This is a genomic window from Floridaenema fluviatile BLCC-F154 (assembly GCF_041929135.1).
GTDB lineage: Bacteria > Cyanobacteriota > Cyanobacteriia > Cyanobacteriales > Aerosakkonemataceae > Floridanema > Floridanema fluviatile.
The window spans coordinates 100,372-114,861 of the sequence record NZ_JBHFNS010000064.1 but is presented as its reverse complement, the minus strand read 5'-3'; the positions used below and the strand labels follow the sequence as shown (position 1 = coordinate 114,861).

The window sequence follows — 14,490 nt, the reverse complement described above, 5'->3', positions numbered from 1 at the left end:
TTGATTTGATAACTTGACTCTTTCGTTTCCCCGAAAGGAAACTTTTATATTTTTCTTTGACGAGTTTGGCTTTTTTTGGCTTTCAAACTATACTTTTTTCTAGGTTCGGGCGCTCTGGAGTGCTTCACTTTCGCTCGGCTTCCTCTCGACCGCTTTACTAATCTACCAACCCTATTCGGGTTTGTCAAGCATTTGGAAAAAGTTTTTTGGGGAAAGGCTATAACTCGCTTTTGGAGAGGGTTTTGAGTTAAGTTATCTCCAGAAGGCTAAAAGTTACAGAGGAAAAATTTAAGTGGTTAGTGGAACTCCTGTTTTACCATCTTGGTTGGTTTTGGATTCTATCCTACAGAATTGGTTGTTGGAGGATTTGGGGCGGGGCGATCGCACCACCCAAAGCTTATTATCAGGACAGGTGCGAGTGGGTAGGGCGGAGTGGATTGCTAAAGAAGAGGGGATCATCGCTGGATTACCTATTGCGGCTAGAGTGTTTCAGATGATGAGTCAGCAAGTTCGCTTTGTACCTATAGTTGCTGAGGGAACTTGGTGCGAGAAAAGGGATGTGATTGCGCGAATACATGGCCCTGCGGATGCGTTATTAATGGGAGAGCGGGTAGCTTTAAATATAGTGATGCACTTGAGTGGGATTGCCAGTCTGACTCGGCAATATGCGGATAAAATTGCTGATTTACCTGTGAAATTGGTGGATACTCGCAAAACTAGACCTGGTTTGAGATTATTGGAAAAGTACGCTTCTCAGGTAGGAGGGGCGGTGAATCACCGGATGGGTTTGGATGATGCGGTGATGATCAAGGATAATCATATTCAGGCGGCTGGTGGTATTGGAAATGCGATCGCCCGGATTCGAGCGCAAATGCCCTATCCTTTAACAATAGAAGTGGAAACGGAAAATATTAATCAAGTCAAAGAAGCTTTAGAATATGGTGCGGATATTATTATGTTGGATAATATGCCGCTAGAAGTGATGCGGCAAGCGGTAGAGATTATCCGTCAATTTAATGAGCGGATCAAAATTGAAGCATCGGGCAATATTACTTTGGAAACTATCCGTGCAGTAGCCGAAACTGGGATAGACTATATCTCCACCAGCGCACCGATTACTCGTTCTACTTGGTTAGATGTGAGTATGAAGCTGGACATGAATACCATGAATTAAAAGACAAGCTGCTTATTTTGTAGCCAAGATTCCCATGAATTCTACTATTGAACAACTAAAAACCAAGTTTCAACAAGCTTTAATTGCGGCTTTTGGCACGGATTTTGCTGAAGTAGATCCGATGTTAGTACCTGCTAGCAATCCAAAGTTTGGTGATTATCAATCTAATGCTGCTTTGGGACTTTCCAAGCAGTTGAAACAAGCACCAAGGGCGATCGCAGAAAAAATAATCCAACATCTTAAAATAGAAGATATCTGCCTGACTCCAGAAATAGCTGGGCCTGGTTTTATTAACTTGACAATTAAACCGGAATATTTAGAAGCGCAAGTAAATTCTATTCAAACAGATCCTCGTGTAGGAATTTCCCCAAGCAAAAATCCTCAGCGAGTAGTTGTTGATTTTTCTAGCCCTAATATTGCCAAAGAAATGCACGTTGGGCATTTGCGTTCGACGATTATTGGTGATTGTATTGCCCGGATTTTAGAATTTAAAGGGGAAGATGTTCTCCGACTCAATCATGTGGGAGATTGGGGAACTCAATTTGGAATGTTGATTGCCTATTTGAGAGAAGTTTGCCCGGAAGCATTGACTACTGCTAATGCAGTTGATTTAGGGAATTTAGTCGAATTTTACCGTAAGGCTAAAAAGCGGTTTGATGAAGATGAAACATTCCAAGAAACGGCGAGAGAAGAAGTTGTAAAACTGCAATCTGGTGCGGAAGATTCGCGTCGCGCATGGCAGTTACTTTGCGAACAATCTCGGCGGGAATTTCAAGTAATTTACAATTTGCTGGATGTGAAAGTAACGGAAAGGGGAGAGTCTTTTTATAATCCCTTGTTACCAGATGTTGTTGAGGATTTGGCAAAGACAGGATTACTGGAAGAAGATGCTGGTGCTCAGTGTGTTTTCCTAGAAGGATTTAGTAACAAAGAAGGTCAACCTTTGCCTTTGATTGTGCAAAAATCTGGGGGAGGTTATAACTATGCAACTACTGATTTAGCGGCGCTGCGTTATCGGATTTTTCAGGATCGTGCTGAAAGGATTATTTATGTTACTGATGCAGGACAAGCGAATCATTTTGCACAGGTTTTTCAAGTGGCAAAACGGGCTGGTTGGATTCCTGATAATGTAGAATTAGTTCATGTTCCTTTTGGGTTGGTATTGGGTGAAGATAACAAGAAGCTAAAAACTCGTTCTGGGGAAACTGTAAGGTTAAAAGATTTGTTGGATGAGGCGATCGATCGCGCCCGTGCCGATTTAGAATCTAGACTAAAAGATGAAAATCGCCAAGAGTCTGAAGAGTTTATTGCTAATGTTGCTCAAGTAATTGGTATTAGTGCAGTTAAATATGCTGACTTAAGCCAAAATCGGAATAGCAATTATGTCTTCAGTTTCGATAAAATGCTTTCTCTTCAAGGGAATACCGCACCTTATTTACTTTATGCTTATGCGCGGATTCGTAGCATTGGACGTAAAGGTAATATAGACTTTGAGCAACTGCAAAAAGATGCTAAAGTGTTATTACAAGAAGATGAGGAGTTAGTATTAGCAAAACATTTGCTACAACTTAGCGAAGTTCTCAAAAATATCGAGCAAGATTTGTTACCTAATCGCCTTTGTGAGTACTTGTATGAACTGAGTAAAAAGTTTAACAAGTTTTATGAAGAATGTGATGTTTTGAAAGCAGAAGAACCGCAAAGAAGTTCTCGGTTAATTCTTTGCGATATTACTGCTAGAACTCTCAAATTGGGATTGTCTTTGTTGGGAATTCAAGTTTTGGAAAGGATGTAGTTAGAGCAGAAATAAATTAGTTGGTGCGTTAACGCAGTGTAACGCACCCTACGGTTAGACAATGATTTTTTGGTATTCTTGTTCGGTGATGATATCTTTGGTGGTTTCTAGCCGATCTAAAAATACCATTCCTTCTAAATGATCGTATTCATGTTGAAAAATTCTGGCGACAAAATCGGTTAATTCTTGTTTTTCTAATTTGCCATCTCTGGTGGTATATTCAACTTCTATTGTCTGATATCTGGGGACTAAACCGCGAATTCCGGGAACGCTTAAACAACCTTCCCAATCTTTTACTACCTCTGTTGAATGTCCGATAATGCGGGGATTAATCATTGGTGTGTGGGACATTGAGGGGGCGTTGGGATACCTGAGAGTGGGACGAGACGCAACAATAAATAAGCGATACGATCGCGCTACTTGGGGTGCAGCTATCCCAACACCATTTTCGGCAACAGCAGTAGCAATTAAATCATCAATTAGTTTTTGAATTCGTTCGTCCTGAACATCGTGGATAGGTTGGGCTTGTTGGCGTAAGATGGGATTACCAAGTTGGGAGATTTGCAAAATTTCAGACATGGTGATTCCAGATTTGGGATTAATGAAAACTGCAATTAATATAGTAACTAACTACTAGTTTAAGGTTCTTCATTCATTGTTGCGGTAGTGGGGAGAGTACCCAGTTGAACTTGTAAATTTTCGGTTTTGTTGTCGCGTTGGACTTGGATGGGTAAACGATCGCCAACCTTGTATTTCTCAATTTCGTCCTGTACTTGGTCGGATTTGGTGACGGTGCGATCGCCAACTTTTTGAATTATATCTCCAGGTTTAATTCCTGCCCTAGTTGCGGGAGAATTACGTACAGTGCGAACAACTAAAACTCCGCGATCGGCAGTAATATTAATTCTGCCATTGCTAGCAACTTCTAATCTTTTTTTAATTTCGGGAGTTAGATTTACCATTTGTACACCAATGAAAGGATGTTCAACTTTCCCTTTGGTAATTAATTGTTGGGCAATTTGTTGGGCTCGATTAATTGGAATGGCAAAACCTAATCCTTGAGCACCACCAATAATTGCTGTATTAATACCAACTACTTCACCACGAGAATTTAACAAAGGCCCGCCAGAATTACCAGGATTAATTGCGGCATCTGTTTGAATAAAACCAATGCGTTTGTCGGGAACACCTACTTGAGAACTGCTTCTGTCAGTAGCACTAATTACGCCTACAGTAACAGTTTTATCTAAACCTAGAGGATTGCCAATTGCGATCGCCCATTCTCCAGGTTGTAAATTTTCCGAATTACCCAAAGGAACTGTAGGCAAATTATCAGCATTAATTTTGACTACTGCAATATCAGTTACTTTGTCTTGTCCCAAAACTTTACCTGTAAAACTACGACCATCACTAAGCGTTACCTTAACTGTATCCGCACCATCAATCACATGAGCATTAGTAAGAACTTGTCCTTCAGCATTAATTAAAAAACCCGATCCAGTTCCTTGTTCCACTCTGCGGGAAGGTGGAGGTGCGCCAAAAAATCGGCGAGAAAATGGATCTCCGTATCCTTCAGCCATGTCTCTTCTGACTCTGCGGGAAGAATCGATTCTTACTACTGCTGGGCCAACTTTATCCACTGCTTCTACTACAAAGTTAGAAGTTCTGGGATTTGTTTGGGAAACTGGAAGGGGAGTATTTTGATTTTCACTGTCTGGTGAATCACCCTCACTTTTTAAAGCGGAAGGCTGAGAACAGCCTGATAAAAATGCTATCCCTGCTGCTACTACTAGTAACATTCGCTGAATAGTTGGTTTTTTTCCCGAAAAATTGACCGATATCATGATTTTGTCAAATTAAGCATCTAATCCTATCTTGCACGAACAATGATTAACGTTGCTTGGTTTAGATCTGCGACTGTAGAGTTGCTAAGCTGATGGGATAATTGATTTTTGCCTGTTAGCACTAGGGGAAAAGCTTGTGGATGTTGGTCTTGAGAGTCTCTGGAGTCAAGTATTGGAACGGTTGCAGGTACAATTAAGCCGCCCCACTTTTGAAACTTGGATTAAAACTGCGTCGCCGGAACAGTTGGAAAATAACTGTTTGGTGATTCGCACACCTAATCCATTTGCCCGGAATTGGCTTCAGAAGTACTATATCAAGACGATCGCAGATGTGGTACAAGACATTTTAGGTCATAGGGTAGAAATTTACCTCACTATTGACCAAGGTGAGGAAACTTCTTCTAACGCTGATACCCAAATTTTTTGGCCCCTACCTGACGAGGCGAAAACTTCCGAAAATCTGGAGAGACATCGACTAAAACCAAGTACACTTAACCCTAAGCACGTTTTTTCCCGGTTCGTAGTTGGGCCAAATAATCGCATGGCGCACGCTGCATCTTTAGCCGTTGCGGAATCTCCGGGAAGAGAGTTTAATCCTTTATTTCTTTGTGGTGGAGTTGGGTTAGGAAAAACTCATTTAATGCAAGCAATTGGTCATTATCGGTTAGAAATTGCGCCTGATTCTAAAATATTTTATGTTTCTACTGAGCAATTTACTAATGATTTAATTGCAGCGATTCGTAAGGATAGTATGCAGAGTTTTCGGGAACATTATCGGGCGGCTGATGTAATTTTGGTGGATGATATTCAATTTATTGAAGGTAAGGAATACACGCAAGAAGAGTTTTTTCATACTTTTAATACTTTACACGAAGCTGGTAAACAGGTGGTTCTAGCGTCCGATCGCCCCCCAAATCAAATTCCCCGTTTACAAGAACGCCTTTGTTCCCGCTTTTCTATGGGCTTAATTGCTGATATCCAACCGCCAGATTTAGAAACGAGAATGGCAATTTTGCAAAAAAAAGCCGAATATGAAAATATGCGATTGCCTCGTGATGTAATTGAATATATTGCAACTAATTTCACTTCTAATATTCGGGAATTAGAAGGTGCTTTAATTCGGGCTGTGGCTTATATGTCAATTTCTGGATTGTCGATGACGGTGGAAAATATTGCGCCAATTTTAAATCCACCAACTGAGAAAGTAATGGTAACTCCAGAAGCAGTTTTGTTGGTAATTGCTGATGCTTTTAATGTGTCTATTGATGATTTGAAAGGTAATTCTCGCAGAAGGGAAATTAGCGTAGCCAGACAAATTGGAATGTATTTGATGCGCCAACATACTGAATTGAGTTTACCTAGAATTGGTGAAGAATTTGGCGGGAAAGATCATACAACGGTGATGTATAGTTGTGACAAAATTGCTCAATTGCGAGACAGCGATCCGAGTATGGCACAGAGTTTGCGGCAGTTGAGCGATCGCATAAACTTAGCAAGTCGGGGATAAAACTTATATCAAAATATCGAAATATTGAAATATCGAAATTTTGTAGGGGCGAAGCATTCGGGCGACAATTTATGAAACTCAACCAAAATATAACAATCCGAATGCTTCGCCCTGCCCCACAGATAAGCTATATCTACAATTTCCCACCAAGACAGGGCGAAGCATTTGGACAAAAAATCTTTTGTGGGTTGCATAAATTATCGCCCAAATGCTTCGCCCCTACAGTAATTTACCAAGAATTTATTACCGCCAATCTTCGTGTACTGTAAACGCTACCCAAAAATAAAGCGATCGCACAACCCAAAAATTCCAGCTAAACTGAGGGCAGGATTGTTCAACTATCTCTAGTCATGACCGCTGCCAAAGACTTAGAAATCCTAAATGACGATCTCGAAGATGATGACCTAGAGGATGTTATATTTCCTCCAGGTGACTTGCTCAGTGATTCGCTCACCGCCAATCTCCCTGCACAGTAAAAGCCGCCCAATAATAAGGCGATCGCCTATCCTGAGAATTCCACATTTCCAATTGTGCTTCTCGCAAAGCCTGAACCGGATTTTTTCCCCCTTGCAAAATCTTCTGATAAAACTTCGCCATTAACTCCGAAGTCGCCGCATCATTCACACTCCACAAACTCACAATTACACGCCTTGACCCAGCATACATAAAGCCTCTTGTCAAGCCCACCAAACCTTCACCTTTCACATTTTCACCCAATCCGGTTTCGCAAGCACTTAAAACTACTAATTCCGCAGGTAAATTCAGGTTAAAAATATCATGGAGGCGCAAAAAACCATCTTGAGATTTGCCATTTTGGTCGTAAAGAGACAGCACAATTCCTGATAATTCAGGATTGACAGGATCGAGTAAACCGTGAGTCGCAAAGTGGATAATTTGATATTGGGATAAATCGGGATTAGTTGCTATTTGACGAGAAGCATCAAAATCAAAAGCTTGCAGACGTTGCGTTTGTGGAACAAAGGCGAGAATTTTATCAGCTTCAGTGCGAGTAAATTGCAAACGGTCAAATATTCTCCCACCTCCATCTTCCCCTAAACCTAAGTTACGGGCGGCGCGATTCAAACTAAGCTCGGATAATGTATTGTTAGTTGGTGTGGGTGGATTGCCTGTAATCCGAGAATCTGTGCGATTGAAAACCGGATCGGCAATCACGGCGACAGTTTTGGCGACAGGTGTACGATTTTGCAGTTGGCGACGTTGAATGGCAACAGTTGAGGCAGAAGGAAGGGTAACAATTTCGTTTTGAACTAACAGTGGATTGGTGGGAGAATTGGGGAGAGGTAATGCGGCAAAGGGAACAAATTGTAATGCTCCATCTCCTACAATTAGTAAGCGTTTATTACCCAATTGATTAGCGACAGGGGCGAGGAGTATTTTACTCAGTGGCAGTCCAGTATCGAGAGTTGCGGTATTATTTTTAGTCACTGATTCGCGGAAAGTTTTTACAGCAGCTTCGATTTCACTTTGTTTGGGAAGTACGTAACTGGTAATGCTGTTTTTGGTGACAGCCCAAAGATAACTGCGGTTTTTACCAAGGGAATATTGTAAAAGTAAAGTATCGTCATCGAGTACCTGTTGTTGAATCTGTTGCAGATTCAAAGGTTGGGGATATTTCAGGTCAGCGTAGCGGGGACTATTGGTGCGAATTTGGGCTTGTAATTGTTTGAATTGGTCGAGAAGATTATTGATTTTTTGTTTAATTTCATTTAATTCTTGTTCGTTATATTGACCGCTTTGTAGTTGATATCTACGATTTTCTAAAGCGTTGAGTTGTTGTTGTAAATTGCGTTCTTCTTCTAACAGTTTGGGGTCAACACCAGTACGAATGTTAGCGGTAGCTTCGGTGAGGAGTTCGAGGAGACTTCGGGCACGGGCGCGTTCGCTAATGTACAATGCTTGACCATCATATCCTTGGTTGGGGTTTTGTTGGTGCAGTTGCATTAATAGGTCGATGTAGAACTGGTAATAACCCTGAACGGTGGCAAAGTAGGATTGACGAAGTTCTTGAGAACCGATTTTGGTACGGAGGTCTTCGACAATGGTAATGGCGGCTTCGATGTCTGTTAGGGCTTCGGTGAGGTTGCCTTGACTGCGTTTGAGGGAGGCAAAATTGTAGAGAGTAGTGGCTTCCGTCCTTCTATCCCCCACTGCCCGTAATATGGGTAAAGTTCGGTTGTAGTAGTCTAGGGCTTTCTGCTTTTCTCCCAGTAAGTAGTAGACACTGCCAATATTGTTGAGAGTAGTGGCTTCCCCTGAGCGATCGCCCACTGCCCGATATAGGGGTAAAGCTTGGTTTAAGTAGTTTAGGGCTTGCTGCTGTTCTCCTAGAGACTGGTACATACTGCCAATATTATTGAGAATAGTGGCTTCCCCATTCCTATCCCCCACTGCCCGATATAGAGGTAAAGCTTGGTTGTAGTAGTCAAGGGCTTTCTGCTTTTCTCCCAGTGAGTCGTACAAATAGCCAATATTGCTGAGAGTAGTGGCTTCTCCCCCTCTGTTCCCCACTGCCCGATATAGAGGTAAAGCTTGGTTGTAGCCGTCCAGTGCTTTCTGCTTTTCTCCCAGTGAGTCGTATACTAAGCCAATATTATTGAGAGTAGTGGCTTCACCCTCGCGATCGCCTACCGCCCGTGATAGGGGTAAAGCTTGGTTGTAGTAGTCAAGGGCTTTCTGCTTTTCTCCCAGTGAGTTGTACACCAAGCCAATATTGCTGAGAGTAGTGGCTTCCCCTGAGCGATCGCCCACTGCCCGATATAGGGGTAAAGCTTGGTTGTAGTAATCCAGTGCTTTCTGCTTTTCTCCCAGGTCGTTGTACAGACCGCCAATATTGTTGAGAGTAGTGGCTTCTCCCCCTCTGTTCCCCACTGCCCGATATAGAGGTATAGCTTGGTTATAGCCGTCCAGTGCTTTCTGCTTTTCTCCCAGTGAGTTGTACACTAAGCCAATATTGTTGAGAGTAGTGGCTTCCCCCCGGCGATCGCCCACCACCCGGAATAGGGGTAAAGCTTGGTTGTAGTAGTCCAAGGCTTGCTGCTTTTCTCCCAATGAGTCGTACAAATAGCCAATATTGTTGAGAGTTCCGGCTTCCCCATTCCTATCCCCCACTGCCCGATATAGAGGTAAAGCTTGGTTGTAGTAGTCCAGGGCTTTCTGCTTTTCTCCCAGTGAGTCGTACACTAAGCCAATATTGTTGAGAGTAGTGGCTTTTCCCCCTCTGTTCCCCACTGCCCGATATAGAGGTAAAGCTTGGTTGTAGTAGTCTAGGGCTTTCTGCTTTTCTCCCAGGTCACTATTAATTCTGCCCATACCCATTAGCATTAAGGCTTCCTTTCCTTTATCCCCAGCCGCGCGATATAGTTGGCGGGCGGCTTCCCACTTTTCCAAAGCTGCCCTTAATGATTCTGCTGTTCCTTGCTCATATAGTTGCAAGCCTTCTTGAGCAAGTCTATCCGCTTCTGAGTTGCTGCTATTTTGGGCGATGATGGTGTTTTGATCGGTTAAGAAACCGGGTTTCTTGAGTTTAGTAGTTTGGTCATTAGATATGCCCAGAAGAAACCCAATTTCTGAGGTTTTGGAAGTGGCTATTACCGACTCCGATAACAACGCCCCAAGGATAATTCCTGATACTGAAACGCCCTTGATAAAAGCAAAAACCAATTTGTTTTGACTTGTTTTTCTGTTCATTGTTTTACCAATTTCCTTGATTTGCATTCACATCATCCTGCTAATAACTTAAGTTGTTAGTTACAGCTTTGATCCCCCCTAACCCCCCTTAATAAGGGGGGAACCGGAATTCAAAGTCCCCTTAATAAGGAGGGAACCGGAATTCAAAGTCCCCCTTATTAAGGGGGATTTAGGGGGATCAAAAACGCCTATACTCATAACCAGCAACTTACATTAATCCAGAATTTTTCCTTAACCATTGGGCTAAAGATTCTTGATTTTCTTCGTCAGTTGCCAACCGTTCCATTATTTGCACGACCTCCTTTTCAGGAACATCTAGTAAATAGCCATTCATCAACAAAAAAGTTGCCATTACTGCAAAAGCTGTGCGTTTATTACCATCAACAAATGGATGGTTTTTCGCCAAACCATAACCATAAGCAGCAGCCAAATCAAATAAATCAGGTTCACCGTAAGCTAATAAATGTTTTGGTCTGGCTAAACTCGCAGCCAGTAAATTTTCATCCCTGATTCCTAAACTGCCACCATGCTGCTGAATTTGATCTTGTTGAATGACTCGAACAATTTCTTCAGAAATCCATAGCGGTTCATTCACTGGGCTAATTCTCGTAACGCATTTTTATACTTCTCACTAATCACTTGATAAGCTGCCATTGCTTTGTCAAATTCAGACTGTTCAATGGTTGCCGAATTATCAGGTTGAGTTTTCTGTGCTTCTTGTGTGAGATTCTGTAAAAATACCAAAGCTTCTGCCAACAGTTCATCTGGTAATTCTCTGGCTAACTTAACGATTTCTTGACGCATTTCTTGAGTCATAACATTTAGAAACAAAAACTACTATGAGACATTTCCAGAAATTAAAGGTACGTTACCACCGATTCCTTGTAGAGACGTTGTATACAACCTCTCTACAATATGTTATCGATGCCAATTTAACTCATCAAACGCAAAGGCGTTCCTTCTGTTACTGCTTTCTCTATCTTTGCCTGTGCAACTACTCCATTGCGAGACAAAACTTTCACTTGTCCTGTCCCCGTAACCGCAGTAAAAACCGTTCCCACATTTACCTTTCGCAAATCAACTCCTCCTAACCACAAATTGGCAGTATCCCCACTCACTCGCATCACCACCGCCTGTGCTGTCGAATTAGGAGAATTAATAAAATACAAAGGTTGCTGTTGATAGCTAGTCCCCGGTTTTACTTCATAACGAGGCATCTGATTAAAATGTTTCGGTATTTCTGGGAGAATCTTCTGAAATACTTGTTCAATGTTACTATCTGACTGCCAAAGATAATGGGTGAGTAAATAACTAAAAATTCCCGATATAAAGCCATTAATATTTAATTCCCTTGCCAGTTGATCCGGTGCAGTCGCAGCTACCACAACACCTTTAGCAACACCTGTGCGATAGCCTCTAACAAATTCTTCTGGTGACATTTTTAATCGTGATAACCACTGTTGTTGGAAGGTTTTTTCATCAGGAGAAACTAACACCTTTTTGCCACCATCGCGAGAACGTACCCGCGACTCTCTGGTAGCGCCACCTGCAAAACAACTATCTAAAACAACGGTGACATTTTCCGTTTTGAGGGCAGACATCAGCAAAAATAAAGTATGCCCCATAATGTCTTGCACTGTTCCCCCAAATTCGGGATATCCAGCAGGTAATTTACCATCAACTGGCACAAAAGTTCCGTTCAATCCTTGTTGATTTTGCTCAACAACAATGGGGTTAGGATCGAAGATGCGCGAACCATGTCCAGAATAGTGATAAACTACCACATCTCCGGGTTTAGCTTGTTTAATTAAATGTTCTTCAAAGGCGGTTAAAATTCCTTGTCTTGTGGCTTTGGTATCAGTTAAAACGAGAATATCTTTGGGATTAAATTTAAAACGATGAATTAGTAGATTTCGTTGCAATTCTACATCGTTGAGGCATCCTTCTAAAGGTTGGGAGGAATATTCATTAATGCCAACTAGTAATGCTAGTTTACGCGGGGTAGTTTGAGCTAGGACTTGCCCATAACGGTGCGCTTGCTGTTGGAATAATAACTGATTAATCCCCAGGGCTGCTAATGCTGAACTAGCTGATTGTAAGAGATGACGACGAGTAATGCGAGTCATATTTCGATGCTGGGTAGGTTTTGAGATCAATTTTATTCCTGGGCTTTCAAAATATAAGGTTAAACTTGCTCGTATTTTATTCTGGAGAAAATTGGGGAAAAAGTCGGGATGTTGCGGGGAAAGCTGTTGAGTATAAATACTCTGTGGAAAACTTGGGGGTTTTTTCCACAAGTTTTCCACAGAATGATAAATCTGAAAAACAGAGATGACAGCTATTTTCAGAGTTTTTCCACATTTTCCACAGGTTTGGTAATTAAATCGTTAATAAAGTATATAAAAATACAAAAATTTTTATAGGTAGGTTTGCTCAATGACCAGAAGCGGCAACGATCGCCTGAAAATGATAGGATCTCCTTCTGAGCAAAGTTTGCCAGAGTTACTGCACTTGAAGATTTGAACGGCAATGAAATTCATTTGTTCTCAAAATGACCTGAATACCCACCTTTCCTTAGTCAGTCGTGCAGTTCCCTCGCGCCCGACACATCCTGTACTGGCAAATGTTTTGTTGACAGCAGACAAGGAAACGCAGCGAGTTAGCTTGACTGGATTTGATTTGACTTTGGGGATTAAAACTAGTTTTGCGGCGGAAGTTACGGAAGATGGGATTATTACGCTACCAGCTAAGTTGCTAAATGATATTGTTTCCCGTTTACCGGATGGAGAGATTACCGTAAGTGATGATGAAACAGTTGCGATCGCAACTCTAACCTGTGCTTCTGGAAGTTATCAAGTTCGCGGAATGAGTGCAGAAGAATTTCCCGAATTACCTTCTATTGAAGATGCCCAAACTGTTAATCTATCAGGGGAAACTTTAATCGAAGGTTTACATGGTACTCTCTTTGCTACTAGTGCTGATGAAACTAAACAAGTATTAACCGGAGTTCATTTAACTTTTGGTAATGAAGGTTTAGAATTTGCAGCTACTGATGGTCATAGGTTAGCAATGGTTGAGACTTTTAATCAACTGGAACCAGCAGCAGATATAGATGATGAAGATTTAGATTTAAATGCTACTGTTCCCGCTAGGGCTTTGGGAGAATTAGAAAGAATTTTACGGATGAAACAATCAGGAAATGCTGAAACTCCTGAACAACTTGTTTCTCTGCATTTTGGTCAAGGTCAAGTGGTTTTTGAATGGTTAGATCAACGTATTACTTCTCGTTTACTTGAGGGACAATATCCCGCTTATCGTCAGTTGTTACCTCAAGGTTTTAATAAGTCTTTGACTGTGGAAAGAAAGCAGTTTTTAAGTGTTTTGGAGCGGATTTCGGTTTTGACAGATCCGAAAAATCAAATCGTGAAAGCTACTTTAGATGCTGATAATCAAAAGATGACTTTATCTATTGAAGCTAAGGATGTAGGTAGTGGTCGGGAAACTATTGCAATTCAGTTTTCTGGGGATAATATGGAGATTGCTTTTAATGTGAAATATTTGATGGAAAGTTTGCGGAATATTAGTACTCAGGAGGTGCAAATGCAGTTAAATAATGCTACTAGTCCGGTGGTTTTACAGCCGTTGGGTGGTGCGAAGGCTACTCATTTGATTATGCCTGTGCAGTTGCGGAATTAAGTGAAATTAGAGGTTTCTAAAACCTCTAATTTCATAGTAGTCTTTTTTAATTTAGGACAAAGATTTTTTTTACCGCGAAGACGCGAAGAAAGAAGAAAGAAGAAAGAGGAGAAGAGGTTTTTATATTTATTTTTTTGAACCGCAGAGACGCAGAGAACACAGAGGAAGAGAGGAGATTTTTACAACTTAAATAGGAGTGTTAGATGAGTGGTAAGGTGATTGAAATTCTTTCGGCGGAAGAGGTAAGACGTACTGTTAACCGCATGACTTCTCAGGTGGTGGAAAGGTGTCTTGATTTGTCTAAGTTGGCTTTGTTGGGGATTCATACTAGGGGTGTGCCTTTGGCACATTTAATGGCTAGGCAAATTAATTTGTTGGAACAAATAGAAGTGCCTGTTGGTGCTTTGGATATTACTTTTTATCGGGACGATTTGGATCGCATTGGGATGCGAGCTCCTTTGAAATCTGATATTTCTTTTGATGTTTCGGGGAAGACGATCGTCCTCGTAGATGATGTAATTTATAAGGGGCGAACTGTTCGGGCTGCACTAAATGCGGTGATTGAATATGGTAGACCAGAATCGATTCTTTTGGCGGTGTTGGTAGATAGGGGACATCGGGAGTTACCTATTCAACCTGATTTTACGGGGAAACAATTGCCGACCGCTAAAGATGAACAGGTAAAGGTTTATTTGCAAGATTTTGATGGTAAGGATGGGGTGGAATTAATTAAACCTTAAAGTCTGGGTGGGAAATTTACCGGAAATAA

Annotated in this window: 12 protein-coding genes; 6 read left to right on the top strand and 6 right to left on the bottom strand. The window is 41.5% G+C overall.

The window, feature by feature from the left end:
• Nucleotides 1–292: 292 nt before the first annotated feature.
• Together nadC and argS are read left to right on the top strand one after the other, a co-directional pair.
• Nucleotides 293–1,174, top strand: a complete 882-nt coding sequence (gene nadC, locus ACE1B6_RS16810) for a carboxylating nicotinate-nucleotide diphosphorylase (RefSeq protein ID WP_413258404.1) — start codon at nucleotides 293–295, stop codon at nucleotides 1,172–1,174.
• 34 nt (nucleotides 1,175–1,208) lie between these two features.
• Nucleotides 1,209–2,966, top strand: coding sequence for an arginine--tRNA ligase (gene argS, locus ACE1B6_RS16805; protein WP_413258403.1), 1,758 nt, complete (start codon nucleotides 1,209–1,211; stop codon nucleotides 2,964–2,966).
• 54 nt (nucleotides 2,967–3,020) lie between these two features.
• Here the strand turns inward: argS and def are convergent, their stop codons facing one another.
• Complete coding sequence (gene def / locus ACE1B6_RS16800) at nucleotides 3,021–3,545, bottom strand: peptide deformylase (protein WP_413258402.1); 525 nt, start codon at nucleotides 3,543–3,545, stop codon at nucleotides 3,021–3,023.
• Between the two features lie 59 nt (nucleotides 3,546–3,604).
• The gene (locus ACE1B6_RS16795; protein ID WP_413258401.1) at nucleotides 3,605–4,810 is read right to left on the bottom strand and encodes an HhoA/HhoB/HtrA family serine endopeptidase; all 1,206 of its coding nucleotides are present in this window, start codon (nucleotides 4,808–4,810) and stop codon (nucleotides 3,605–3,607) included.
• A 136-nt stretch (nucleotides 4,811–4,946) separates the two neighbouring features.
• Here ACE1B6_RS16795 and dnaA point away from each other — a divergent pair, with 136 nt between their 5' ends.
• Nucleotides 4,947–6,317, top strand: coding sequence for a chromosomal replication initiator protein DnaA (gene dnaA / locus ACE1B6_RS16790; protein ID WP_413258400.1), 1,371 nt, complete (start codon nucleotides 4,947–4,949; stop codon nucleotides 6,315–6,317).
• A 350-nt stretch (nucleotides 6,318–6,667) separates the two neighbouring features.
• Nucleotides 6,668–6,793, top strand: a complete 126-nt coding sequence (locus tag ACE1B6_RS16785; protein WP_413258399.1) for a hypothetical protein — start codon at nucleotides 6,668–6,670, stop codon at nucleotides 6,791–6,793.
• Here the strand turns inward: ACE1B6_RS16785 and ACE1B6_RS16780 are convergent.
• The 4 genes from ACE1B6_RS16780 to ACE1B6_RS16765 all read right to left on the bottom strand — a co-directional run bounded on the left by ACE1B6_RS16780 (nucleotide 6,768) and on the right by ACE1B6_RS16765 (nucleotide 12,151).
• Nucleotides 6,768–10,025, bottom strand: a complete 3,258-nt coding sequence (locus ACE1B6_RS16780; protein ID WP_413258398.1) for a CHAT domain-containing protein — start codon at nucleotides 10,023–10,025, stop codon at nucleotides 6,768–6,770. The genes ACE1B6_RS16785 and ACE1B6_RS16780 overlap by 26 nt on opposite strands.
• Before the next feature lie 208 nt (nucleotides 10,026–10,233).
• The gene (locus tag ACE1B6_RS16775; protein WP_413258397.1) at nucleotides 10,234–10,620 is read right to left on the bottom strand and encodes a type II toxin-antitoxin system death-on-curing family toxin; all 387 of its coding nucleotides are present in this window, start codon (nucleotides 10,618–10,620) and stop codon (nucleotides 10,234–10,236) included.
• The gene (locus ACE1B6_RS16770) at nucleotides 10,617–10,841 is read right to left on the bottom strand and encodes a hypothetical protein (protein ID WP_413258396.1); all 225 of its coding nucleotides are present in this window, start codon (nucleotides 10,839–10,841) and stop codon (nucleotides 10,617–10,619) included. The genes ACE1B6_RS16775 and ACE1B6_RS16770 overlap by 4 nt, the downstream gene beginning before the upstream one ends.
• 116 nt (nucleotides 10,842–10,957) lie before the next feature.
• A complete protein-coding gene (locus ACE1B6_RS16765) occupies nucleotides 10,958–12,151 on the bottom strand; it encodes a caspase family protein (RefSeq protein WP_413258395.1) in 1,194 nt (397 codons plus the stop codon).
• 403 nt (nucleotides 12,152–12,554) lie between these two features.
• Between ACE1B6_RS16765 and dnaN the strand changes: the two genes are divergently transcribed.
• Nucleotides 12,555–13,721 (top strand): DNA polymerase III subunit beta, encoded by a 1,167-nt coding sequence (gene dnaN / locus ACE1B6_RS16760; protein ID WP_413258394.1) that lies wholly within the window; start codon nucleotides 12,555–12,557, stop codon nucleotides 13,719–13,721.
• Between the two features lie 203 nt (nucleotides 13,722–13,924).
• The gene (gene pyrR, locus ACE1B6_RS16755; protein ID WP_413258393.1) at nucleotides 13,925–14,461 is read left to right on the top strand and encodes a bifunctional pyr operon transcriptional regulator/uracil phosphoribosyltransferase PyrR; all 537 of its coding nucleotides are present in this window, start codon (nucleotides 13,925–13,927) and stop codon (nucleotides 14,459–14,461) included.
• Nucleotides 14,462–14,490 lie beyond the last annotated feature (29 nt).